General features: G+C 59.7%; 22 protein-coding genes, 1 tRNA gene and 2 pseudogenes. 20 read left to right on the forward strand and 5 right to left on the reverse strand.

Going from position 1 to position 22,814, the window contains the following annotated elements:
* Window positions 1–25 precede the first annotated feature (25 nt).
* The gene (locus OUZ30_RS01235) at window positions 26–877 is read right to left on the reverse strand and encodes an alpha/beta hydrolase (RefSeq protein WP_266180338.1); all 852 of its coding nucleotides are present in this window, start codon (window positions 875–877) and stop codon (window positions 26–28) included.
* A gap of 218 nt (window positions 878–1,095) precedes the next feature.
* Here OUZ30_RS01235 and OUZ30_RS20395 point away from each other — a divergent pair.
* Window positions 1,096–1,752 (forward strand): annotated as a pseudogene (locus OUZ30_RS20395) (DEAD/DEAH box helicase); the annotation flags it as partial.
* Window positions 1,753–1,911: 159 nt separating this feature from the next.
* A pseudogene (locus tag OUZ30_RS01240) lies at window positions 1,912–5,799 on the forward strand (Lhr family helicase); the annotation flags it as partial.
* On the opposite strand, the gene OUZ30_RS01245 reads toward OUZ30_RS01240, so the two are convergent.
* Window positions 5,787–6,158 (reverse strand): nuclear transport factor 2 family protein, encoded by a 372-nt coding sequence (locus tag OUZ30_RS01245; RefSeq protein WP_266180340.1) that lies wholly within the window; start codon window positions 6,156–6,158, stop codon window positions 5,787–5,789. The pseudogene OUZ30_RS01240 and the gene OUZ30_RS01245 sit on opposite strands and share 13 nt — an antisense overlap.
* Before the next feature lie 197 nt (window positions 6,159–6,355).
* On the opposite strand from OUZ30_RS01245, the gene OUZ30_RS01250 reads away from it, so the two are divergent.
* Window positions 6,356–6,431 (forward strand) — tRNA-Ile (locus OUZ30_RS01250).
* Window positions 6,432–7,146: 715 nt separating this feature from the next.
* Entirely contained in the window at window positions 7,147–7,491 is a 345-nt protein-coding gene (locus OUZ30_RS01255; RefSeq protein ID WP_266180341.1) for a hypothetical protein, read from the forward strand.
* A gap of 70 nt (window positions 7,492–7,561) precedes the next feature.
* On the opposite strand, the gene OUZ30_RS01260 is transcribed toward OUZ30_RS01255, so the two are convergent.
* Window positions 7,562–8,518, reverse strand: a complete 957-nt coding sequence (locus tag OUZ30_RS01260) for a hypothetical protein (protein ID WP_266180342.1) — start codon at window positions 8,516–8,518, stop codon at window positions 7,562–7,564.
* Window positions 8,519–8,854: 336 nt separating this feature from the next.
* Between OUZ30_RS01260 and rmuC the strand changes: the two genes are divergently transcribed.
* The 10 genes from rmuC to OUZ30_RS01310 all read left to right on the forward strand — a co-directional run bounded on the left by rmuC (window position 8,855) and on the right by OUZ30_RS01310 (window position 17,902).
* Window positions 8,855–9,181 (forward strand): DNA recombination protein RmuC, encoded by a 327-nt coding sequence (rmuC, locus tag OUZ30_RS01265; protein WP_266180343.1) that lies wholly within the window; start codon window positions 8,855–8,857, stop codon window positions 9,179–9,181.
* Between the two features lie 294 nt (window positions 9,182–9,475).
* Window positions 9,476–10,090, forward strand: a complete 615-nt coding sequence (locus OUZ30_RS01270; protein ID WP_266180344.1) for an NADPH-dependent FMN reductase — start codon at window positions 9,476–9,478, stop codon at window positions 10,088–10,090.
* A 348-nt stretch (window positions 10,091–10,438) separates the two neighbouring features.
* Window positions 10,439–10,870: a DoxX family protein gene (locus tag OUZ30_RS01275; protein WP_266180345.1), complete on the forward strand. Its 432-nt coding sequence runs from the start codon at window positions 10,439–10,441 to the stop codon at window positions 10,868–10,870.
* 134 nt (window positions 10,871–11,004) lie between these two features.
* On the forward strand, window positions 11,005–11,688 hold the full coding sequence (locus OUZ30_RS01280) for a hypothetical protein (protein ID WP_266180346.1): 684 nt from the start codon (window positions 11,005–11,007) through the stop codon (window positions 11,686–11,688).
* A gap of 407 nt (window positions 11,689–12,095) precedes the next feature.
* The gene (gene ligA / locus OUZ30_RS01285; RefSeq protein WP_266180347.1) at window positions 12,096–13,022 is read left to right on the forward strand and encodes a protocatechuate 4,5-dioxygenase subunit alpha; all 927 of its coding nucleotides are present in this window, start codon (window positions 12,096–12,098) and stop codon (window positions 13,020–13,022) included.
* A gap of 2 nt (window positions 13,023–13,024) precedes the next feature.
* Window positions 13,025–13,864, forward strand: coding sequence for a class III extradiol dioxygenase subunit beta (locus tag OUZ30_RS01290; protein WP_266180348.1), 840 nt, complete (start codon window positions 13,025–13,027; stop codon window positions 13,862–13,864).
* Between the two features lie 88 nt (window positions 13,865–13,952).
* Window positions 13,953–14,894 carry a Gfo/Idh/MocA family oxidoreductase gene (locus OUZ30_RS01295; protein ID WP_266180349.1) on the forward strand — a complete coding sequence of 314 codons (942 nt, stop codon included), beginning with the start codon at window positions 13,953–13,955 and terminating at the stop codon, window positions 14,892–14,894.
* Between the two features lie 95 nt (window positions 14,895–14,989).
* Window positions 14,990–15,244, forward strand: coding sequence for a hypothetical protein (locus OUZ30_RS01300; RefSeq protein WP_266180350.1), 255 nt, complete (start codon window positions 14,990–14,992; stop codon window positions 15,242–15,244).
* A gap of 95 nt (window positions 15,245–15,339) precedes the next feature.
* Window positions 15,340–16,356 (forward strand): FUSC family protein, encoded by a 1,017-nt coding sequence (locus OUZ30_RS01305; protein ID WP_266180351.1) that lies wholly within the window; start codon window positions 15,340–15,342, stop codon window positions 16,354–16,356.
* 19 nt (window positions 16,357–16,375) lie between these two features.
* Window positions 16,376–17,902 carry a carbohydrate porin gene (locus tag OUZ30_RS01310; RefSeq protein ID WP_266180353.1) on the forward strand — a complete coding sequence of 509 codons (1,527 nt, stop codon included), beginning with the start codon at window positions 16,376–16,378 and terminating at the stop codon, window positions 17,900–17,902.
* Between the two features lie 216 nt (window positions 17,903–18,118).
* Here OUZ30_RS01310 and OUZ30_RS01315 read toward each other — a convergent pair whose 3' ends face one another.
* Both OUZ30_RS01315 and OUZ30_RS01320 read right to left on the reverse strand, forming a co-directional pair.
* Window positions 18,119–18,433: a DUF2384 domain-containing protein gene (locus OUZ30_RS01315; RefSeq protein ID WP_266180355.1), complete on the reverse strand. Its 315-nt coding sequence runs from the start codon at window positions 18,431–18,433 to the stop codon at window positions 18,119–18,121.
* A gap of 105 nt (window positions 18,434–18,538) precedes the next feature.
* The gene (locus tag OUZ30_RS01320; protein WP_266180356.1) at window positions 18,539–18,847 is read right to left on the reverse strand and encodes a hypothetical protein; all 309 of its coding nucleotides are present in this window, start codon (window positions 18,845–18,847) and stop codon (window positions 18,539–18,541) included.
* Window positions 18,848–19,280: 433 nt separating this feature from the next.
* Between OUZ30_RS01320 and OUZ30_RS01325 the strand changes: the two genes are divergently transcribed.
* The 6 genes from OUZ30_RS01325 (at window position 19,281) to OUZ30_RS01350 (ending at window position 22,718) form a co-directional block, all read left to right on the forward strand.
* Window positions 19,281–20,300, forward strand: a complete 1,020-nt coding sequence (locus tag OUZ30_RS01325; protein ID WP_266180357.1) for a GlxA family transcriptional regulator — start codon at window positions 19,281–19,283, stop codon at window positions 20,298–20,300.
* A gap of 230 nt (window positions 20,301–20,530) precedes the next feature.
* Window positions 20,531–20,953: a hypothetical protein gene (locus tag OUZ30_RS01330; RefSeq protein WP_266180358.1), complete on the forward strand. Its 423-nt coding sequence runs from the start codon at window positions 20,531–20,533 to the stop codon at window positions 20,951–20,953.
* Between the two features lie 49 nt (window positions 20,954–21,002).
* Window positions 21,003–21,353 carry a ribonuclease E inhibitor RraB gene (locus tag OUZ30_RS01335; protein WP_266180359.1) on the forward strand — a complete coding sequence of 117 codons (351 nt, stop codon included), beginning with the start codon at window positions 21,003–21,005 and terminating at the stop codon, window positions 21,351–21,353.
* Window positions 21,354–21,513: 160 nt separating this feature from the next.
* Complete coding sequence (locus OUZ30_RS01340) at window positions 21,514–21,861, forward strand: hypothetical protein (protein WP_266180360.1); 348 nt, start codon at window positions 21,514–21,516, stop codon at window positions 21,859–21,861.
* Window positions 21,862–21,950: 89 nt separating this feature from the next.
* Window positions 21,951–22,295, forward strand: a complete 345-nt coding sequence (locus OUZ30_RS01345; protein ID WP_266180361.1) for an MmcQ/YjbR family DNA-binding protein — start codon at window positions 21,951–21,953, stop codon at window positions 22,293–22,295.
* Window positions 22,296–22,352: 57 nt separating this feature from the next.
* Window positions 22,353–22,718, forward strand: a complete 366-nt coding sequence (locus OUZ30_RS01350) for a hypothetical protein (RefSeq protein ID WP_266180362.1) — start codon at window positions 22,353–22,355, stop codon at window positions 22,716–22,718.
* The last annotated feature ends 96 nt before the right edge of the window (window positions 22,719–22,814 follow it).

The raw sequence follows: 22,814 nt of genomic DNA on the forward strand, positions 1-22,814 counted from the left end.
CCATGAGTGGCCGGCAACGGTAACGTCAGCCCAGCCGCTGCAACCAATCACCCAGTTGCTTCAGCACCTGACTACGCGCCGGCTCCGCCTCGTTGAACAACTCGTGGTACAGCGCATCGAAATAACGCGTGGTGAGCTTCTGGCTGGCCCATGCGCCCGCGGCAAAGTCGCGACTGCCCGAGGGATCGACCAGTCGGTCAGCGCCGGCCACCAGCAACAGCGTAGGCACGGGTAGCTGCGAGGAGTCGCGAATGGCGTTCTCGCCAGCGCGGAAAATGAAATCGGCCATGCGCGGCGTAACCCAGCTGTGACGCAGGGCATCGCCACGATAGGCCGGCTGCACCTGGGGGTCATGCGAGAGCTTGTCGGCCGGCAGCCCGTTGGGCAGCGGCAGGCTTGGCACTACGTGGGCGAGCACGGCAGCCAGGCGCTGCAACCATCGGCCCTCCCAGCAACGGAACGCTGGCGAGGAAAGCACTAGGGCGGGCGGCTGCAAGCGCTGATCGAGCACGGCGCGCGCCGCGACCAGTCCACCCATGCTGTGGCCCAGCAGTAACGGCGGGCGGGGCAGGTTGGAGGCATAGTCGTTGTAGACCGTGGCCAGGTCTTCGAGTAGGTCGTCGCGGTGGCGCATCGCGCCGCGCATGCCTGGCGTCTGGCCGTGGCCGCGCTGGTCGTAGCTGCGCACCGCATAGCCGCGCGTGCGGAACCACATCGCCAGCCGCTGATAGCGGCCGCTGTGCTCACCCAGGCCGTGCACGATAAGTACCGCATCCTGACTGCGGGCTTGGGGCCAGTCGCGCACGAACAGGCGCTGGCCATCGGCCATGGTCAGGTATTGGGAGCTGTCGCTGGCGTGGTCGCGCGGGTGATTCACATTGCGGCCCTGAAAGGAAAGGCCGAATTCTGCATCAAGTGGAGGGCGCTGTGGCTGTTCCTCGGAAGTCAGGGACTCAACGCTGCCCCGAACGGGCTACCCCATGCCGGCCACCTCCACGGAGGATGGGTGCATGATGTCGGCTGCGCGTTGCCAAACGGCCGTGAAGCCCCCATCTCAAACCCATCGCCGAGCTGTTCCGACGCCAGCCCAAGTCCATGCCACTGCATGATTTTCATCCCGCCGTCGCGGCCTGGTTCCAGGGCGCGTTCGCCGCGCCAACAGCACCGCAAAAGGCGGCGTGGCCGGCCATCCGCGCGGGTCGGCATACCCTGGTCGCGGCGCCGACGGGTTCGGGCAAGACGTTAACGGCGTTTCTTTCCGCCATCGACATGCTGGTGCGCGAAGGCCTTGCCTATGGCGGCGCGCTGCCCGACGTCACCTCGGTGGTCTACGTCTCGCCGCTGAAGGCCCTGTCCAACGACATCCGCATCAACCTGGAGGTGCCGCTGGAAGGCATTCGCGCGGAGCTAGCCAAGCTGGGGCTGCCCGATGTGGATATCCGCACCGCCGTGCGCACCGGCGACACTCCCCAGGCCGAGCGCACCGGGATGCGCAAGCGCCCTCCGCACATCCTGGTCACCACGCCAGAGTCGCTGTACATCCTGCTGGGCTCCGAATCCGGCCGCGCCATGTTGGGCGGGACGCGCACCGTGATCATCGACGAAATCCACGCCATTGCTTCGAGCAAGCGCGGGGCGCACCTGGCGCTGTCGCTGGAGCGCCTGGAATCGCTATGCCAGCGGCGATTGCTGCGGATTGGTTTGTCGGCGACGCAGAAGCCGATCGAGGAAGTGGCGAAGTTCCTGATCGGAGCGCGCACCTTGCTCCCTCTCCCCACCGGAGAGAGGGCTGGGGTGAGGGGCCAATCTAGCGACAAGCCCACTTCAGATCGAGCTTCGATCGACTCTCCCGCAAGCACCCACCCCTCACCTCAATCCTCTCCCCAGAGGGGAGAGGAAGGAAAAGCGACGGCTCGCGCACCCACCGCTCCAGCACCGCGCGAAGACGTCTGCATCATCGACGTCGGCCACACCCGCCACCGCGACCTTGCCATCGAAGTACCCCCAGTACCCCTGGAAGCCGTGATGTCCAACGACTGCTGGGCGCTGGTCTACAACCGCCTCGCCCAGCTGGTGGAGTCACATCGCACCACCCTCGTCTTCGTCAACACACGCCGCATGGCCGAGCGCGTCTCGCGACATCTCTCCGAACGCCTTGGCAAGGAAGCCGTAGCGGCCCATCACGGCAGCCTCGCCAAGGAACAACGGCTGGATGCCGAGCAACGCCTCAAACGTGGCGACCTTGCCGTACTGGTTGCCACGGCCTCGCTGGAACTGGGTATCGATATCGGCGACGTGGACCTGGTGTGCCAGCTCGGCTCACCGCGTTCCATCGCCGCGTTCCTGCAGCGCGCCGGTCGTTCGGGCCATGCGGTGGACGGCACGCCCAAGGCGCGCCTGTTTCCCGCCACGCGCGACGACCTGGTCGAATGCACGGCGCTGCTCGACTGCGTACGCCGTGGCGAGCTTGATGCGTTGATGCAGCCGCCACAGCCGCTGGACGTACTCGCCCAACAAATCGTCGCCGAAGTCGCCTGCCAGGAATGGAACGAGGACGCGCTGTTCGCCCTGATGCGTGGCGCCCACCCCTACCGAAACCTTACCCGCGCGCAATTCGACGCCACCGTCCGCATGCTGGCGGAAGGGTTCGCGACGTCGCGTGGCCCACGTGCGGCCTATATCCACCGCGACGCCGTGCATGGCCAGCTACGCGCCCGGCGCGGCGCACGCCTCACGGCGATAACGTCGGGCGGCGCCATTCCCGATACCGCCGATTACCTCGTGGTGCTGGAGCCGCAAGCCACCATCATCGGCACGGTAAACGAAGACTTCGCCGTCGAGAGCCTGGCCGGCGACGTGTTCCAGCTCGGCAACACCAGCTATCGCATCCAGCGCGTCGAGCGTGATCGCCTGCGCGTGGAAGACGCGCAAGGCGTGCCACCGAATATCCCCTTCTGGCTTGGCGAAGCGCCCGGTCGCACCGCTGAGCTATCGCACGGCGTCTCGCGCCTGCGCGAGGAAATCGCCACGCGTATTGACGAAGGCGGCGTGCCCGCCGTCATGCACTGGCTGCAACACACGCTGGGATTGAGCGAGGCCGCCGCACAGCAACTCGCCGACTATCTCGCCGCCGCCAAGGCCGCCCTCGGCGTGCTCCCCACGCAAACCACCTTGGTCTTCGAACGCTTCTTCGACGAATCCGGCGGCACCCAACTCATCATCCACACACCCTGGGGCAGCCGCATCAATCGCGCCTGGGGCCTGGCGCTGCGCAAGCGCTTTTGTCGCCAATTCAATTTCGAACTGCAGGCCGCCGCCACCGAAGACGCCATCGTGCTGTCGCTGTCCACCAGCCACAGCTTCCCGCTTGAAGAAGTGGCGCGCTATCTGCACTCCGACTCCGCCGAGCACGTGTTGATCCAGGCCTTGCTGGATGCGCCGCTGTTCCCCGCGCGCTGGCGCTGGAACGCCACCACCGCGTTGGCCTTGCCGCGCTTCCAGGGGGGCCGCAAAGTGCCGCCGCCCTTGCAGCGCATGAAGAGCGAAGACCTGCTCGCCGCCGTGTTTCCGGATCAGGTGGCCTGCCTGGAAAACATCGTCGGCGAGCGTGACATCCCCGATCATCCCTTGGTCAACCAGACCCTGCACGACTGCCTGCGCGAAGCGATGGACGTGGATGGCTTGCTGCATATCTTGCACGGCCTGGAGGACGGCTCGATCACCGTGGTCGTCCGCGATCTCGCCGCCCCCAGCCCTCTGGCCGGCGAAGTACTCAACGCCGCGCCTTACGCCTTCCTCGACGACGCACCACTGGAAGAGCGCCGCACCCAAGCCGTGCAGTCCCGCCGCTGGACCGACGCCGACAGCGCCGACGATCTCGGCCGCCTCGACCCGGAAGCGATCACCGCCGTACGCGAAGAAGCCTGGCCACAAGTACGCAGCGCCGACGAAATGCACGAAGCCCTCGGCGTCCTGGGCGGCATAACCCAACACGAAGCCGACAACAACGAAGGCTGGACCAACTGGCTAAACACGCTGGCGAAGTCCCATCGAGCTACCGCCCTTACTCCCTCTCCCCTCCGGGGAGAGGGCCGGGGTGAGGGGCCAACCTCGCGAGATGACGTCCACGAAGCGAAGACAAGCTCTTCCAACGCTTCAACTTTGCTCCCCCTATCCATCCACACCTCCGCCGAAAAACTCCCCCTCTGGCACTCCATCCACCCCAACGCCACGCTTGAACCAGCCATCACAGCACCCACCGAATTCACCACCCAAACCTGGACCCGCGAAGACGCCCTACTCGAACTCGTCCGCAGCCGACTCAGCGCACTCGGCCCCGTCACCGTGGCCCAACTCGCCACAGCCATCCAGGTACCCACCACCGACATCGACCTAGCCCTGATCCGCCTGCAATCCGAAGGCTATGTCATGCAAGGCCGCTTCACCCCGGAAGCGTCCGAGATCGAATGGTGCGAACGCCACCTGTTGGCCCGCATCCACCGTTACACCATCGGCCGCCTGCGCCGCGAGATCGAGCCCGTAAGCCGGCGTGACCTGATGCGCTTCCTGTTCGACTGGCAACACGTGGCACCGGGTTCACGCCTCAGCGGCCCCGACGCCCTGCCGGCCGTGCTCACGCAGCTCGAAGGTTTCGAAGCGGCGGCCGGTGCATGGGAAGCCGAACTGCTACCCGCGCGCATCGACGACTACGCCATCAGCTGGCTCGACGACCTGTGCCGTGCCGGCCGTATCAGCTGGAGCCGTCTGCGCACCGGCAGCGGCGGTGGTGGCGGCCCCGTGCGCGCGACACCCATTGTGCTGCTGCCGCGCCGCAGCCTACCTATTTGGACCGGCGCAGCGTCCAGTGGCGACAACGTACAAGACGTACTGATCTCCTCGCGCGCCCAAGCCGTACTCGATGCACTGCGCGACGAAGGCGCGCTGTTCTTCGACGAACTGCTCCACGCCACGCATTTGCTACGCACCGAACTCGAAGGCGCACTCGGCGAACTGGTCGCCGCCGGCCGCATCACCGCCGACAGCTTCGCCGGCCTGCGCGCCCTGCTGGTCCCCGCCGCCAAACGCGACGCCCACCGACACCGCCGCCTCCGCCGCCACATGCTCACCGGAATAGAAGACGCCGGCCGCTGGTCAAGGGTAAAACCCCAGACTCTTCTCCCCCCCGGGGAGAAGATGCCCGGCAGGGCAGATGAGGGGCGGGTGCTCGCGAAAGCGCTGAACTCTGCGGGAGCAAGCACTGGATCTTCGCCAAAGTCCTCGGCAGTGAGCGAAACCCCCGACCCCACCGAACACATCGCCCGCACCTTGCTCCGCCGCTACGGCGTCGTCTTCTGGAAACTGCTAGAGCGCGAAGCCCCCTGGCTCCCCACCTGGCGCGAACTCCTCCGCGTCTACCACCGCCTGGAAGCCCGCGGCGAAATCCGCGGTGGCCGCTTCGTGGAAGGCCTGGTCGGCGAACAGTTCGCCCTGCCCGAAGCCATCGCCCGCCTGCGAGCCACCCGCGGCGCCGAAGCGCAAGGCGAGCTGGTCTGCGTCAGCGGATGCGACCCACTCAACCTGGTAGGCACCGTACTGGCAGGCAACAAGCTGCCCGCCCTGGTCGGCACACGTGTGCTCTACGAAGACGGCGTACCCGTCGCGGCCCTGGTAGCCAGCAAGCCGCAATGGTTGGTGGATGCCTCGCCAGCGCAGCAACAACACTGGCGCAATGCACTCCTACGCCGGACCGAGCACGATTCGCTCAAGGCCGACGCACGCGCCGCGGGTTACTCGCTGTAGTCAGCGATATAAACCAGCAAACCGTCGCGCTGGCGAAACTCGCTGCGCCCACCCAAGGTAATCGATTGCCCCGCACGCACGCCGTTGGGCAGATCCACGGCAAACGTGCCATCAAACAGGATATGCGCCGTCGCCGTGCCGTCGCGTTCCTCATAGGCCAGTATCATCTGGCGGCGCGCGGAGAACAGGTAGCGCGAACTCTCCGCCAGGCGGCGCAACTCATCCACGCCCAGCGTGCGCACGCTCAGCACGCCCGCCGTGTAATTCTCGAACACTACCTCGCGATGCATGGTCGCCAGCATGCCGTCGACATCTATGCGGTTGTACGCGCCAAGGTAACGTTCAATCAATTCGCGCATGGCGCCTTCCTATCAATGCGCCCGCTCCCAGGCGCGCTGCCGGCGAGTCTACGTCACCCGCGCCCGGAAACCGACCTCCGGGCAGCGGAGCACGCCAGTTCCCAGGCCAACCGCCAGCCCGCCAGGTCGACGCCAAAGCCCCAACAAAGCTAACATTGCGGCCTCCCGCACCGGCCATCAGGCGCCGGTGCAAGCAAGGGCCTATAGCTCAACGGTTAGAGCAGAGGACTCATAATCCTTTGGTTCCAGGTTCGAATCCTGGTGGGCCCACCATCCCTGCGTAGAAGCCACGGTTATTGTTCTCTAAAGCATAACTTGTCCGTTTGGGACACTTTATGGTTGAAATAAAGCATAAAGTGTCCCGCCGGCCCGTAGACCACTCGCACCGCTGCCCGAGAAACCCTGAGCGAGCTGAGATGTCTGCTTGCGACCCGGAGCGGACGTAATCGCGGGCAAATGGTGGTCGCAGAGGGGGAGAAATGCAAAGCGGTTACCCAAACACCGTGGTTCTTCGACTGGTCAGAAAGGCACTGGAAGATCTCTTGGAAGAGAAGGTTTGCCTCACAGAAGGTGTGAGAAATGTGGCGCAGTGGGGATGGTCCAACCACGGACTGGATGAACTGCTATTTCGCCCATTTGTTTGCGTTGACTCTGAAACGGATAGGTTTCCAGTTGGCCGGACCCGTGATCTTTGGAACCCTGACCGCCTTCAGGAGGTTGATTCGGAAAGAATCGCCATCGAAGCGCACTATCGCAGCTGGATTCTGGGAAGCGCAACGAACTTATTAGACGCGGTGGTTGCCACTCTTCCGAGGTCAACATTCACCGATCCTGACCCAACGTAGTGTCCGCTCCCGACCCGTAGCGGACATCTCTCGCTTCAAGGGTAGAAGGGGCCGGTGTACTACGCGGTACCGCTCATCACAGGGGATTAGATCGGCCAAGGACAAAGCTAGCCTTCCTTGTTGCGCCATTGGTGGCGTCCGTAATGCATTGGTTGATCGAGCTGGTTGCCTACAGCTTTCGAGTGGGAGAAAGCCTCTATGGCCCCCTGTCGTTTCTAGCCATCATCGTGACCTTCGCCTATTTTTGGACACTAGTTGCCGCGTTTCCGGCATACCTGGTTCTTCGCAAGTATGGCTGGGCCAAGAACGTGCCGATCTTGGCCATTGGAACCATTCTCGGGTGGCAGTTCATTGCTTACTGCAATGGCAGGCGCCCGCTCTTGCACGCTGAGGGTTTCGCCATTGGCCTTATCGCAGCCCAAGGTTCAGCCTTGTGTTTGTCGACCTGGTGGATTTGGGCCCAACAGCCGGACCAGGGCGTACGCTAGAGGCCGTGTTGATGACGCTCGAATCGCCATTGACGTTCGCCGCACAATCCGGGATACGCCGCGGCGATCGTTAAAGGCGCCGTCTTGGGGCCACGCCACCTTGCTGCTGCGCTCCGGCTACTTCCGAAGCCAGTCGTGGGACCGGACAGAAGGTAATCCAAAACCTTTGGTCTCCTTCTGGATTCACATAGAAACCAGCGTCGTGTTTATCCATGCCGGGTCGCTGTACGAACGTCTGCTTGAACCAGCCGTCGAGTGCCGAAACAACCGCCGTGATCATGGTGTTCGCGTTTTTGGTCGCATGGTCTTTGCCCCCCGAAACTGCGATCCACAGAGCAATGGAATTTGCGGGCGTCAGGTATACCCACCATGGAAAGCCAATGTCCACATTGACTGCCACGTTCACCGGCGCGAGTTGATGGTATGTATGTTCCTGAATAGTTAACGGCGGAGTTAGGTGGTGTGCAGACGGGATTGGCACCACGGAGAGTTCAAAGCTGGCGTCGATGTTGACTGAGGGATCTGGGAAATCAGGTACGCTCTGCATTAGGCGTAGACTGATTTCCATCTTGTTGCCTGTGATGGCGACAGTGATTGGATCCTGGTCCGACGAAAGATAGACACCCGCCGAGCGTTGCTGTTCGATCTCGTATTTAATCACTTCGACTATAGCGAAGGCTGGCTCAGCTGACAGTGCCACGCACGCGCTCAGGTCAGTGTTGATAGTGACCACCCCAAGTACCTTAGAGTAGGCACCGGCCCGCGCTCTCAACTGGTAAGTCGTCGTTGACTCTGGCGCAACCGGCATATTCCCGGCTGCGGCGACCGACGTCCCTCGAATATCAAGATAGACGGTAACGTCGGTCTGCTCGGGTAGCTCAACGCTCCAACTGAGGGTTGAACGGCCATAAGGCTCGATCGTTAAGGGGGCAGCCGAGAACACCAGGAGGGTGGTTTCGGCAAGCGCTGTCTGACTTGCTTGATCTACCGTATTGCCATCGGACGGATTGCCATCGGGTGCGGCCATGGCAGGCTCCCAGGTAATGGTCAGATACTAAGCGGCACAAAGCCCTTGACGCACAATAAGCGAAGCTCCTCGCACAAGGCGCGATGTCGATGGACGTTTCCGCTGGCTTCCCTTCCGGCCAGAGTGATCCCGCAAGCGCATTGACCCGGCCCCGGCGGGGCCAGCGAGCTCGCGCCAATCCACGCCGCGATCTTGACCTGGCACGCTAGCAGGCAGTAGGCAGGACCCGCAATATCACTTACGGTAACTAGGAACTGCAATCAGTTAGCCGCCGATCCGAATCTGCAGGTCGATGCCTGGAAGCAGGGCGTTGCCTTCGCATGACCCAACACATTGATGGCCCTTCTCAAAGTGGTTGAACGGCTGTGGACGCGGGATCGCTTACAGAAGCAGGTCCACACGATCAGCGATACCGCCGGCCTACTAGTGGGCTCGCTAATCAATTTTCTCGAGTCCTTCGGCATGATTGGCGACAAGCTGGAGGCTGCTCACACGGCCTATGCGAAAGCGAACAGCCAGCTGCACGACTCGAACACTTCGGTTCTGCAGAGGACGAAGCGCCTCGTGGAGGCTGACGCCAAGGGTAAGAAGTTGATCCCCGAAGGACTGCAGCCAGCCACAAGCGATGCGCTGCCACTGCTCGCGGACGATTCAGCCACGTAGCGTGACCGTCATGGTCCGCTTTCGCCAGCGGCCGCCAAATGGCGGCTTGCATGTGTTGCCTTGGTAAACGTCACGACCCAACTTCACTTGCATCCTCATGACCGGTGTTGGCACCGCTAAATGGCAATGAAAGAAGGAGGCCTGCGCTTTGGCAGATTCTCTTGGATTTCAGTCATTGCGACCAACTCGCAGCCAAGGAAAATGTCATCCAAGGCAAACGCACTGCGGCGCCTTGTTTACCGCGCTTTTGCCGCTTTTGCCTAGGCTCCTTTTTACTTGTCGAGGCGCTCTGCAATGCAACCAAAAATTCTGGCCATTTCCGGTAGCTCACGTCGTGGTTCGCTCAACCAAAAGCTGCTGAACGAGGCTACCAAAGGCGCAAGTTTGGCCCGCGCTTCGGTTTCCAGCGTATGCCTGTTCAATCTTCAACTGCCGATCTATGACGGCGACTGGGAGGTAACACATGGTCTTCCAGAAGGCGCTCGTTCACTCCGACGCCTCATTGCCGAAAGCGACGCTTTGTTGATTGCAACGCCCGAGCATAACGGTGGGTACACCGCCATGTTGAAGAACGCCATCGACTGGGCGAGCCGCCCCGACGCCACCGCAACATCAGACATTGATGTCTTCAAGGGCAAACTCGCAGCAGTCATCTCCGCCTCGCCCGGCCTCTTCGGCGGTGCCAGGTCGCAGCTGGCATTGCATGTGATCCTGCAGAAACTCGGAGTGCTGGTCATACCTGAGACCTTTGCCCTGGGATCCGCCCATCAAGCCTTCGATACAGAAGGAGCATTGACGGATCCGGGTGTACAAAAGCAGGTTCGAGCCGTCGGCGAAGCTCTCGCCAGGACTACGAAGGCCCTGATCCGCGGCAGGCTCGCCGACGCGTCCGCCGCCATCGCAGCCTAGACCTGCTAGAAGGACCTGGCTCGGCGCCAATCCGGTCTTCGGACGGAGAAGTGCCAAGACTAGTGGCACAGAAACCATGCATCAGGTTGCCGCTGCCGACACTCAAGTTTTGGACAAGAACTCGATGTGGCCTGTGATTGCGCCACTTTGAGGCCCTCATTCCTTGGACGGCCCATCTCCACCGCCTCGAAGTGGAGGCACACATCGATACCAGACGGCAGGCTCCCGCGGTTCTGTTTCGACGATGTTCGAATCGCTGACAACGGCCTCGCCAACCTTACCGAGCTCGTCTCCATTCATTGTCAAATGTCAGCCAGCTGATTCGCCGCGAATAATTGAGAGAACGACATGCAAACAGAATATGCAAAAGCGAAATTCGTCGAAACCTGGTCACCGCGCCTTCTTGGTGTCCTGCGCCTAGTTGCCGGCCATCTGTATCTCTGGGAGGGAACAGCGAAGGTGTTTCACTGGCCCCATGTCGCAAAGTTCGACAACGTGACCCTTCTGTCCCTGTTTGGCGTTGCTGGTGTCGTCGATATTATTGGAGCGCTTCTTCTGATCAGCGGACTCTTTACGCGATGGGTCGCATTCATCTTGTCCGGTGAAATGGCATTCGCCTATTTCATGGTCTTTCAGCCGCGCGGCTTGTTCCCTGTGCAAAACGGAGGAAACGACACGATCCTGTTGTGTTTCATCCTTCTCTTTATCTCCGTTGCTGGCGGCGGCGCCTTTACTCTCGACGAGATCATCAGCAAGCGGAGGAAGCTCGCCATCCAGTGAGCCCCGGTCGATTGCAATTCGCCGGGTGCGATCACGGATAGCTACCAAAAGGAATTTTGCCCCTGGCTGCTCTTACGTAACGTGCCTCCGCTCTGGACGAACGGGCAGATCCTTCCGTCAATGAGTAATCAACAATGCATATTCTGTTGAAAACCTTAGATCCACTTTCGGATGATGGGTACGAGGCGATGGCGACCGTGTTTCGAGCCAGCGCCGAGACTCTACTGGCGTCCGATACTGATCCGATAGCGCATCGCGAGCTCCCGACTTGCCTTTTGCTAAGGCATGCTTCCGAACTTTTCCTGAAGTCGACGCTAGTAGTGACCCATCGGGCGTTTACGACGAACGCGCTGGGATATCCGGCGATCCCGGTGGACGGTAAGACAAGGCCGCTCACCAATGTCCATGGCCTGGGTCCTCTCTACGGCGCCTTGATAGCGACGCTGAATGAACATCGTATCGCGCTGGAAGAACGCACCCGCACGGCATGGCTGCCGATGCCTCGCGAGCTGGATGATGCTATCGCCGCCATTGACGAAATGGATGATCGCGGAGAGTTCTTCTGGAATCTGGCCGAATGTGGCAACACCAAGTCGAATCGCAACCCCATTAGGCCGGAAGAAATTTTGGCGTGGGATCCGGTCGCGCAGGACTACCGCAAGGCCTTTGTCGTTTTCGATCAGAACGAGGAGATCGTGAAGGCCTTTGACTATCACTCCGGGCTCCTGAAGCGAGAGCTCGCAATTCTCAAGGCTGCTTGCGAGTTGCTCAACTGCTTCCACGTGGCCTTGCGCATGGAGCTGGCGGGTGAGTGGTGAGATCACTGGTTTCCACAACGAACGTCTTTAGGGTTCGCCCATGAGTAATCGCGTTGCACTCCACAGGGCCCTTAACCGCATCGAAGGTCATCTCCCAAGGATGCTCGACGACCATCCTGACCCGGCCGACTTCTGGCCCGCCTTTACGACAGAAGCGGACGCAATTCTTGAGAGCGCTGGTCAGGAGCATGAGTGGGTTGCGGACAGGCTAGAAAGGATGCTGGCCTTCCACGGAGCTCCCGCCCCTTAGGGAACGAGAGGCGACCCGACTCCCGAGAGCCGCCTCACCACTTTCCAGAATTGCGACGGCGTATAGACCGGTCGTAGCTGCCGCACATTCATTAGATCAAGCAAGGAGATCCGCTCGCACCGGCCTAGCAATCCTTCAAAAGTGGCAGGAGACATCCATGAACGCACGTGAAGAGCTGATCGAGAAGAGCATTGCCTTTCTCGGTGAGTTTAAGAACAGAACCGCAGGGGCCGAACTCGAAATTTGGCTTAACGAGCACTGCGGACCTGGCAGCGAACTCTACGAGGACTTAGCGCGCCTGATTCGTCAGGGTGTTGAAGAGGGCTGGGCAGCCGATGTTGAGATCAGCGGAAAACACTACCGCCGCAGTCGGCTGGTGGAGCCTAGCGAGCGCACACACTATTTCAGCCTGACAACCGTCTTCATGGACAGTTACGGCGGTGCTGAAGCGCTCGGCCACACCCCCGATGCCGACTATGTCTTCAGGGGCGACTACCACCTGCACCCCTATGGCGAGCTCAATCTGGTCGTCCCTCTCGACCCTGATGCTCAGCTTATGGGCCCGCTTGGATGGCGAAGTGCCGGCTGGACGGCGCCCTCTCCTGGAAGCCATCACTACCCGGAGGCCAGAAGGGGCCGACTCATCGCTTACTTCTTCCTGCCTGCAGGACGCATTTCCTACGACATAAGCCCATTGCAGCACCACAGTGAGCTCGACGACATCCCTGGCACGGTTGTCTTTACGGCGAAACGGTCAAAGCAGGGTTACTGGGTCAACCAGTTCTGTATGAGCCTCATGAAAGAGGTGAATCGAGAACGGTTTCGGGCGAATGAGCGCGCCTATCTCGACGACTGGAAGATGACCGAAGAGCAGAAACAGGCGGTTATGGCCCGGGACTGGAACAAGCTACTTAGTCTGGGCGGAAACATCTATTTCCTGGCCAAGCTCTTTTTCACCGATGGCAACACCTTCCAGTACGCGGCCAGCCAGATGACGAACATGAGCGAGGACGACTACGTCGCCATGATGCTGGCGGGCGGCCGTTCACCCGAAGGTGTTCGCTCCATCAGCAAGAGGAATTGAACATGGCACGCATTACCGCCGGCATCGCCGCCAGTCACGTCCCCGCGATTGGCGTCGCGTTTGATAACAAGAGGACGAGCGACCCGTATTGGGCGCCTGTCTTCAAGGGCTTCGATTGGGTCAAGGAGTTCGAAAAGGATGAGAAGCCCGATGTCATCGTACTTGTCTACAACGATCACGCTTCTGCCTTCGACCTATCGATGATTCCGACGTTTGCAATTGGCTGCGCCGATGAATTCGCCATTGCGGACGAAGGCTTTGGGCAGCGGCCGTTACCTCCCGTACCTGGACATGCCGATCTCGCCGCACATATTGCGCAATCGGTCATCCTCGACGAATTCGACCTCACTGTCGTCAACGAAATGGCTGTCGATCATGGCCTAACCGTTCCGTTATCCCTCATGTTCGGCGAAGTGGATAAGTGGCCGGTCAAAGTCGTTCCCATCGCCGTGAATGTCGTCCAGTTCCCACCGCCCACTGGCAATCGATGCTGGTCACTTGGCGAGGCGATAGCGAGGGCCGTTGAGAGTTTTCCCGAGGATCTGAACGTGCAGATCTGGGGCACCGGCGGCATGAGCCATCAGTTGCAGGGTCCTCGCGCTGGCCTGATCAATGCCCAGTTCGACAACGCGTTCCTACGCGATCTCGTCTCCGATCCACAGCGCCTGCGCCTGATGAAGCACATCGAATATCTCCGCGAAAGTGGTTCGGAGGGCATCGAAATGGTGATGTGGTTAATCATGCGTGGCGCACTTGGCAGCAATGTCGAAGAACTCCATCGCTTCTACCACGTGCCGGCCTCCAACGCCGCTGTAGGTCACATTGTTTTACGGCCCACGTGATTAGTAGAAGCGGCCCGCAAAGGGCGGTTCGCCGCCCCTCGAATTTTCGCAGATCCTGCTCGTTTCCCGAAAGGGAGGAGAAGTAGCAATGAAAATCGCACTTGTCGGAACCGGTGCCTTCGGTGAGAAGCATCTCGACGGGCTGAAGAATGTCGAAGACGTCGAAGTTGTGAGCTTGGTTAGCCAATCTTTGCCAAATGCGCAGGAGGTGGCAAAAAGGTATGGCGTGAATCATGCCACGACGAATCTTGCGGAAACCCTGGATCGCCCGGACGTGGATGCCGTCATCCTATGCACGCCAACGCAGGTCCATGCCGAGCAGGCCCTCCAGTGTCTCGAGGCTGGAAAACATGTGCAGGTGGAAATCCCGCTTGCGGACCGACTCGTTGACGCTGAAGCAGTGCTTGCGAGCAAGCGAAAGACTGGCTTGGTCTGCATGGCCGGGCACACCCGTCGTTTCAATCCAAGCCATCAATACGTTCACAACAAGATCAAGGCGGGTGTGCTGACCGTCCAACAGATGAATGTGCAGACCTACTTTCTGAGGCGCAAGAACATCAACGCCAAAGGTGAGCCGCGCACATGGACTGACCACCTTCTCTGGCACCACGCCGCCCACACGGTCGATCTGTTTGCGTATCAGGCGGGAGCGATCGTCAAGGCAAATGCGCTGCAGGGGCCTATGCATCCCGAACTCGGCATTGCCATGGACGTGTCGATCCAAATGAAGGCTGCAAGCGGCGCGATTTGCACACTCTCACTGTCGTTCAACAACGATGGTGCGATCGGCACGTTCTTTCGCTATATCTGTGACAACGGCACCTATATCGCCAGGTACGACGATCTCGTTACGGGAAGCGAAGAGCCGGTCGACGTGTCGAAGGTAGCCATGTCGATGAATGGCATTGAACTGCAGGACCGGGAATTCATCGCAGCGATCCGCGAAGGTCGCGAGCCAAATGGGAGCGTTGAGCAGGTCATTGACTGCTATCGAGTGCTCGGCCAGCTGGAAAACCAGCTTCGAAACTGATCGTTCGTAATCGAGCCGTTCACGAGGGCGACACCTCCCTCCTCTACCTCCCCTGGATAGAGGGCGGCCACATAGACACCATTGGAGTGGCTTGCATGAAAACGCAGGTCTGGCGGAGCCGTGTCACCGTCTTCGCGATTTCAGCAATCGACATAGCTTTGAGTTTCTACTGCCCACCCGGGCAGGCGGCGATATTCCGCACCCTGATCACTCAGGTTGCGTTGGTCATGGCCTGCCTCTCCATCGCTTACGTAGCGAAGATCCTTGGCAACCGATGCTGGCGATGGCGCCAGTCGATATCCCGTTATTGCGGGGATTGCCAATCCAAGCAACGCCAGACGATGGCCTGATCGACATGGCGACCCTGACCTTCATTCGTCGATGGCTACACATGGCGAGTTCGCGCGCTGCTGTGGATCCACGCCTAGTCGACGAGATCGAATGCATGGCATCCGTGTTGCTGGCGACGCTTATCGCCAAGGCGGTGGGCATGCCCAACATCTCCTGGGCAGCGATATCCGGATACTTTGTGATTCGCGGAAGGATGACGGAGATCCTGACGCGGGGCAGCCTCCGCCTGGTTGGGACCACTGTTGGCGCCCTTCTCGCAGCGTTACTTGGCCCGCAGATTCTTCCTGGCCCGATGGCCGTCGCGTGTGTCGGCGCTTTCGTGGGCCTACTTTCGATCTATGGCGCACTGACGGCGCAGCGCTCCCAGGCCTGGCTGCTGTTCGGACTAATGTTCGGACTGACCCTGTTTGACAAATACGAGCATACAGATCACTTGTTGCGTGAGATTGCCGCTGGGCGCCCGCTCCAAGCCGCTGTTGGGATCATCGCGGCGATTGTCGTTGGGTATGTGTCCTCATTAACCGCCAGGCGCTACTGGCCAGCCCTTGTAGTCCCTGCGCCGAAAGCCATTGACTGGTCATCGGAAGCTGCGGCGCGCGCGCTTCTCGGTGGCCTGGCGATCTTGCTTCTTCCGTGGGCTTACGTGGCCTTCGCCATCCCCGGGCCAGCACAGGGCTACGTCACCATCATCACCGCGATGTTGTTTCCTCTAGCAGGCGCACCACGACGCTCAAAGTTGATTGCAACACGCCTGATTCAACGGATAGCTGGCAGCCTCGCTGGCGGTGCTGTGGCGGGTCTTCTGATTCTCATTGCTCACGGTATGCCAACACTACTCATCGGTGGCATGACACTGAGTGTTGGTGTCGGACGGTACGTCGAGAACCGCAAAAGTCAGATCGCTCACGGGGGCACGCAGTTCATTCTCACCGTGCTTGTCGCTCTCGCAGCGGACAGTTACGAGCAAGCCAACATTGAGCCCGCCATTAGCAGGCTCTGCGGCATCTTTTTCGGAATGACGCTGCTCGCAGCTGTCACGTTCACATGGAGTGCCGTCCTTCTTCCCACACTCAGGGCGATATCTCTAGCGTCATTTTCCTCTCGCTCTTGATACCCCGATGGCTCTCCCCATGCATTTCCGAACCGGATGCTCAAAAGAGCGACAAGCGCTGTGGTGCATCACAGCCGCCCTCGCTCAATCCGTGGTCTGCGCCAGTGCGCACACCCAAGACGCCATGCCAGCTGCGCCGGAACGCAGCCTCCGGACTGCGATTCAGGCCGGCAACGTCTCGCAGTCCAAGCCCCCCTTGGAGAACGATGCGGTGCCGAGCGAAACGATCGTTCCGTCACCCGAAGTGGCATCGGCAAACGATCAGGATTCAGAGCGTAGTCGATTCCAACATTGGCAGGCCAACAATCCGATCGGGCGCCAGCTTCGCGAACTGAAGGACGAAGGCATCGCCCTCAACGGTCGCTATGTAGACAACGTTGCGGCAAATCCCGTGGGAGGCGTGAAGCGTGGCAGCGCGGAATCCCACTGGTTCGAGCTCCGTGCTGATATCGATCTTGACCGCGTGGCAGGCTGGACAGACACGCGCTTGCACATTCAGGGCGCCGACTTTGAAGGGCAAAGTCTGGCGGTGAGGGATGTCGGAAACTCCGTAAGCTTTCAGCAGTCCTGGCGCGCCGTGTCCGGGTGGCGACTCACCCAGCTCAATGTCGAACATGATTTCGGAAAGCTAAACGTCCTGGTTGGACGAGCTGCGCTCAATTCCTACTTCAACTCATCGCCGTTCAATTGCGTCTTCATGAGCAATACGTCGTGCCTTACGGCATATGGTCCGATTGCTGCGATCGGCATAACGGCGTTCCCTAACTCTTCCTGGGCCGCAAAGTTTCGCTACTCGTTCGACGATCGTACCTATGTTCAAGCAGGCGTCTTTGACTACAACAGCAAACTCAATCTTCCAGGCAAAGGTGGCGTCGACTTCTCGCTCTTCCAGGGAACAGGTACCCTGGTTGCGTTAGAGACCGGGTATGACACGAACTTCGCCAACGATGATTACCCGCGCCGCTATCGGCTTGGTGTCGATATCAACACCGACCCCGGCATCAGCCCTCTCTACGACCGCCATGGGCAGCCGGCAGGCATCAGTGGCCAGCCGCGCGCCGAGCAGACGGGAACTCGGATGGGCGTGTACGCACTTGCTGACCAAGTTGTATGGCGACCCGATCCAATGAGCCAGCGAAACTTAGCGCTGTTTGGCCGCGCGTTCTACAACGCGGGTGCGCCGACGGCGATCGACTCATTCGCTGCCATCGGCCTTGTTAAAACCGGCACTTTCGCCGGTCGCGATCAGGATACGATTGGCGTCTTGGTCTCAGACGTTCGCTTCAGCTCTGAAGAGCTTGAATATCTACGCGAGCTGCGGAAGAAGGCCGGAGGAGTGGGGAAGCCGCATCGAGACGAGATCATTGGTGAGGTGAACTACGGATACGCCGTTGCACCAGGAATCCGGGTCCTGCCCAATATCCAGTTCGACATTCACCCAGATTCCATCAACGCGCCGCATTCCAAAAGAAACATCCCTTCCGCGATCGTCGTTGGCGTTCGACTCGATATCTGGCTGGCGCCGCTTTTCACGGGTCAGCGATGACCCTTGGCTGTCGCCCGCTGCCACTGCAACTCGGGTAGTGGATCATCCGATCGACAGAAAATAGGCGCCGCCACGGGCGCCCCGACGGGCCATTCGCGTTGAGCACTTCAGTTGGTCAGCCCCATGGCAGGCGCGCAGCCAACACGACGCCCACCCTGAAGATGCCAGCAGCCATTGCTCTCGGTTCGCATTCCTATTGAGCTGATTGTCAGGTAGCTATCGCTCACCAGAATCAACTTCAGCCCGAGCGGAATCCGCACTCTCGGCTCCCGTCATCAGATCCCACACTCGATCCACGTCACCTTCAGCGAGCAACTGGTACGCGGACTTGCCATCGAGACACCTCTGTCGAAGACACATCCAGTTTGCCGCCCGGTCTCGTGTGCCAAAGGTATACACAGCCATGCTCGCCAACGTGGATGCCCTACGCTCAAGCAAGGCAAAGGCATCCTTTCTGACCGTATCGCGCAATGCCTCGACCTCGGCGATATCGGCCACGATCTGTTCGTACTTGCATGACTCTTTATACATAGCGATTCCTATTGTTGCCCCAAGTTGAGAGTGCCAGGCGGTGCATGATCGTGAAGCGACTTTTTCGCCCATGGCGTGCATTGCGATCACCGCCCAATCGAGTTTCTAATCTCGATCACCAGATTGAATGCACTTGAGAAAGCCAATGACGAACTCCGCATCGCCCTGAGCCACAAGCTGACGAGCCGAAAGATTGCCGAGTTCAACGATAGGCACATTGCGGTACCAGTCCATCGCAGCAGCTACGTTTGGCTCAATTTTTCTTGCGAGCCCGAGAACTGCGATGGTGGCGGCGAGTGATGAGCATTTGCGGTTCACGTCCACGCGGTTTGCCGTTGCGGGCAATTCTGGAATCTGGGGGCCGTGTCCGAATGAATTGCCCCGATTAAGAGCAAAGATGCGAGGGTTCTTCACGACGCAGTCTCTGTTGGTTCATATGAAGGACGATGAGTTGCAAGCCGCATCGGACCATCGAGAGGACCGGGTCACGACAGGCCAGCCGTGCCAACAGGCAGGCCGTACTCCACGCCCCGTCGGATTCGCGCAGGGACGCTGGTTGTGCAAGAAGGTCGTGGGGTGGCCTCCTGGCAACGTCTACATAAGCCGCTCGGTCTGCACCATTCGGGGACCAAACAGAGGCGGAGAAGCGGACCTACGTAGGGTAGGCTCGGGCGCGCTGGAAAAAGCCGAGGCACTCCGTCTGTACGGCCAGGGAAGGGTTCAAGCGTCAGATGTCTTCCCATGCGCACCCATTGCAAGTCGCGGGAACGAGGCCGCTCGGTCTTCATGGAAGCGCTCCGGGTGGGGTCTATGGAGAACATGCTAGAACTGGAGCAGAATCTGTAAAATGACCAAGACCCAAGAGATTCTGCCAGTTGCCGCTGGGCCGGCCGACCGGCCGAAGGTGGTCGTTTTCCTCGCATTTCCTGAAATGGGCCTATTGGACATCTCGGGGCCCCAGACCGTGTTTTCATCGGCCAATCACTTCCTCGAGGAGCGCGGCTCTACGGGCTATGAGCGCCATACGGTCAGCATGGCTGGCGGCGTCGTGATGACTCTCGAAGGTATTGGCATTCATACCCGTCCAACTCGCGAGCTAGACGAGGTCGAGATCGACACAATTGTGGTGCCCGGGGCTCGAGATATGTTGGTGGTGCTAACTGACGACGCGTTGGTGTCGTGGTTGCGCACAGCTTCTCACCGAGTACGGCGCGTCGCGTCAGTGTGTTCTGGCGCGTTCCTGCTTGCGGAGGCCGGGCTTCTCTGTGGGCGGCGAGCGACGACACACTGGCTGTTCGGTGACGCTCTATCTCATCGGTACCCGGACATCTCGGTCGAGCCCAATGCGATCTATGTGCATGACGGCCCTGTCTGGACTTCGGCCGGAGTCAGCACAGGTATCGATCTTTCCCTGGCGTTAGTGCAGGAAGATCACGGGCATGCTCTCTCCATGCGGGTCGCGCGGCAACTCGTTCTATACATGAAACGGCCTGGTGGGCAGACGCAGTTCAGTGAGCTTCTCAAGGCGCAAACAAGCGATGAGGGCGTCTTCGCACCACTGCATGCCTGGATCGAAAAGCACCTCAGCGATTCACGCCTTACTGTGGAAGACCTCGCAGAGCAGGCGCATATGGGGCCTCGCAGCTTCGCCCGAAGTTACAAGGAGAAGACAGGCCAAACCCCGGCGCGAGCCCTGGAACTATTCCGTCTCGAGGCGGCACGGCGCCTGCTGGAGCAAACACGGATTAGCACTGCGGAGGTGGCGCGAAAGTGCGGCTTTGGATCTGAGGAACGTATGCGCGTGACGTTCAAGCGTCATCTGAAAATATCGCCAAGCGACTACCGCAAGCACTTCTTCGCTAGCTAAGAGTTCGATTCCGAGCGTCTTCTAAGACGTCGACCCGCGCCCCATCTAGCGAGTCACGGCGGCTGGATGCATGAAGAACCGCTAGACCTAATGATCCGGGGTTCCTTTGGCGACCAAAGGAGGCGAAAACTCTAATGTAGTCATTCGTCGTGAGTGTCGGCTTCACTATAAGGTCCGCTTCCAACCCGAAGCGGACGCAAGTGGCACAAATCGCTCCATCAAAGGGAACTATGGAACGCCTTATTTGGCTTCGACGAAGTGCCGCTTATGCAGTCGCCGTTTGGTGTCTTTGGCGCACGGTGGATACCATCTTCAGGGCCTTTAAGGGACTGGAGTCGCCGACTTGGGCGATTGGTATTTCGATTGGCTTAGGCACGCTGGCCGTAGGTCTGCTTTGCATGAACAGGATTGCGCGTCGAGTTGCTGCCGTATTCGCACTTCTGACGGCAATGATCTTCCCGGTCGGCTATATCAATCCCTTCAATGCGATGGACCATCTTGGCGCCAGTCCACCGCCCCTGGCAGGAATCTTGGTGTGGATGCTGCCATTGGTCACTGGGTTGCTACTGCTCGCCTGGCTGTTAGACCCCCTCGGAGTCGTACACCACGCGGTACTGAAAGCGCTTAATGTCATGTCCGCTCCCGACCCGTAACGGACGCGGTGCACGCTGACTCGCTGGACTCGCGAATCGAAGGAACCGAATGAAGAAGAGCCCCATCTTGGAAAAATTGTTGGAAGTCGCCGATGGAGACACTGACACCCTCCGGGAGCTGGATAGTAACGGCGACGATTTCAGTATTCCGCGGGAGGTGGAATTCATGCTGTTGGCCGACTCGAAGGAAAGCGCGGACAACGCGGCCGACATCATCAATGACTTCAAATACGGCACGGCTGAGGTCCTGAGCGAAGAGGGGGTTTACAGCGTTCAGGTGGTCATCTTCATGCCCGTGATGCAGAACGTAATCCTCTCGATTTCTGGATTCATGCAGTGCTTCGCTCAATCCTTTGGCTTGAAATATGATGGATGGGGATGCATGGTCCAGAAGGGTTGAGATGTCCGCTTCCGACCCGGAGCGGACATTTCGGTTTGTGTTGAAATGGCCCCTGGATTTTCGACTGCTGGGGACGGCGCAAGTGGGTGGGTAAGTGTGGGCGAATTTTTGGGCGATGCCAAAACTGCTTAGATTCATGACGGGTCACGCGTTCGCGTGCGTGATTTTTCTTATCGTGTCCGTCGTGCCGAACGAATCCTTCGCTATTAATGGACGTCACGTCTCCCAGGCGGAATGGTGGAGCAGCGGAGCCGGGTTCTTTGCATCCATCATCGGCATCTTTGGTCTGGCGGCCGGTGTGGCCATTCTTAGGAAGAAGCCTTGGGCGCGCATGGCCTATCTTGGCTTTGCAACCATCGGACTAGTCATTCCTTATCCAATCTTTGGGAACTGGGTACTTGGATTGGTCGGTGCACTGGTTGTGGTAGCCGCCGGGCTTTATCTGTTCAAGATCAAGGCGGTTGTCGCGTATTTCGAACAAGAGGCACGCGTGCAAGTTGGTAGCTGAACCGAGGGTCCGCTTACGACCCATAGCGGACCCACCAGGTTAGAAGACCATACGTGCTTCCGTATTACTCTCGTCGCGAAGAGTTTCCCATGAAGATTGACGCGGTCCGAAAGTACGTGATGGCGCTCGAGGCGGTGACCGAAGAACCGCATCATCAGTCATCGTCGTTTCGGGTACGGGGAAAGATCTTCGTCACGGTTCCACCCTGCAGGGACGTTATTCACGTCTTTGTGGGCGAAGAGGACCGTGAGACTGCGTTGGCGCTGTATCCCAATTTTGTCGAAAAGCTGCTGTGGGGAGGCAAGGTTGTTGGTTTGCGAGTGGTGCTGGCGTCGGCCAGCGCCAATGCGGTGAAGTCACTGGTCAGCAAGGCGTATGAGACACGTGTACTGAAAGATGCGGGCGCAAAATCCCCTAAACCAAGCCGCTTTTGATGCCTGCCTCCGACCCATAGCGGACCTAAGCGGCAAGTGACCGACCACAGGGGTGGTATGGAAGAAACCAACGATTTATTAGAAGCCATTCGTTCGTTAAACAGCAGATTTCGCGTCGTGCAAAGTGATTCGCAACGCTTTGAGTTGGCTTTGACACGCGTTGTCCTTGCGGGCACGGAGGGCTCCTACGTCATAGGTTTCACGTCACCTCGAGGTGGCTGGGCAATGGAGTGGGATTCAGCGCACTCCAAATGGATCGATCGTCCCGAACTTTCCAGTCCCACATCAGGGCTCATCGCCGAGGCTTTTGTGAAGCAGGTTTCAAGCGGTTACTCGGTGAGCTTTTCAGATCGCAGGAACCCGTTAGTGCGGTGGGGATTCACTGCTGACGCGATCTCAATTCGCCCGGCGGTTCAGGACTGATCATTCATACAGGTTGGGCGGCTCGCTGCCGCCTTGAAGGTCCGCTACCGACCCGTAGCGGACCTAATAGGAACGTGCACTTGGCTAAAGATCTGG

Source organism: Dyella humicola (genome assembly GCF_026283945.1).
Taxonomy (GTDB): domain Bacteria; phylum Pseudomonadota; class Gammaproteobacteria; order Xanthomonadales; family Rhodanobacteraceae; genus Dyella; species Dyella humicola.

Bases quoted from the DNA above. Each gene is read 5' to 3' on its own strand.
- OUZ30_RS01335 (WP_266180359.1), top strand. From the start codon at position 21,003: ATGAAGAAGAGCCCCATCTTGGAAAAATTGTTGGAAGTCGCCGATGGA.
- OUZ30_RS01245 (WP_266180340.1), bottom strand. From the start codon at position 6,158: ATGCGCGAATTGATTGAACGTTACCTTGGCGCGTACAACCGCATAGAT.
- OUZ30_RS01295 (WP_266180349.1), top strand. From the start codon at position 13,953: ATGAAAATCGCACTTGTCGGAACCGGTGCCTTCGGTGAGAAGCATCTC.
- OUZ30_RS01305 (WP_266180351.1), top strand. From the start codon at position 15,340: ATGGCATCCGTGTTGCTGGCGACGCTTATCGCCAAGGCGGTGGGCATG.
- OUZ30_RS01255 (WP_266180341.1), top strand. From the start codon at position 7,147: ATGCATTGGTTGATCGAGCTGGTTGCCTACAGCTTTCGAGTGGGAGAA.
- OUZ30_RS01300 (WP_266180350.1), top strand. From the start codon at position 14,990: ATGAAAACGCAGGTCTGGCGGAGCCGTGTCACCGTCTTCGCGATTTCA.
- ligA (WP_266180347.1), top strand. From the start codon at position 12,096: ATGAACGCACGTGAAGAGCTGATCGAGAAGAGCATTGCCTTTCTCGGT.
- OUZ30_RS01270 (WP_266180344.1), top strand. From the start codon at position 9,476: ATGCAACCAAAAATTCTGGCCATTTCCGGTAGCTCACGTCGTGGTTCG.
- OUZ30_RS01290 (WP_266180348.1), top strand. From the start codon at position 13,025: ATGGCACGCATTACCGCCGGCATCGCCGCCAGTCACGTCCCCGCGATT.
- OUZ30_RS01345 (WP_266180361.1), top strand. From the start codon at position 21,951: ATGAAGATTGACGCGGTCCGAAAGTACGTGATGGCGCTCGAGGCGGTG.
- OUZ30_RS01315 (WP_266180355.1), bottom strand. From the start codon at position 18,433: ATGTATAAAGAGTCATGCAAGTACGAACAGATCGTGGCCGATATCGCC.
- OUZ30_RS01275 (WP_266180345.1), top strand. From the start codon at position 10,439: ATGCAAACAGAATATGCAAAAGCGAAATTCGTCGAAACCTGGTCACCG.
- OUZ30_RS01325 (WP_266180357.1), top strand. From the start codon at position 19,281: ATGACCAAGACCCAAGAGATTCTGCCAGTTGCCGCTGGGCCGGCCGAC.
- rmuC (WP_266180343.1), top strand. From the start codon at position 8,855: ATGGCCCTTCTCAAAGTGGTTGAACGGCTGTGGACGCGGGATCGCTTA.
- OUZ30_RS01310 (WP_266180353.1), top strand. From the start codon at position 16,376: ATGCATTTCCGAACCGGATGCTCAAAAGAGCGACAAGCGCTGTGGTGC.
- OUZ30_RS01350 (WP_266180362.1), top strand. From the start codon at position 22,353: ATGGAAGAAACCAACGATTTATTAGAAGCCATTCGTTCGTTAAACAGC.
- OUZ30_RS01260 (WP_266180342.1), bottom strand. From the start codon at position 8,518: ATGGCCGCACCCGATGGCAATCCGTCCGATGGCAATACGGTAGATCAA.
- OUZ30_RS01330 (WP_266180358.1), top strand. From the start codon at position 20,531: ATGGAACGCCTTATTTGGCTTCGACGAAGTGCCGCTTATGCAGTCGCC.
- OUZ30_RS01280 (WP_266180346.1), top strand. From the start codon at position 11,005: ATGCATATTCTGTTGAAAACCTTAGATCCACTTTCGGATGATGGGTAC.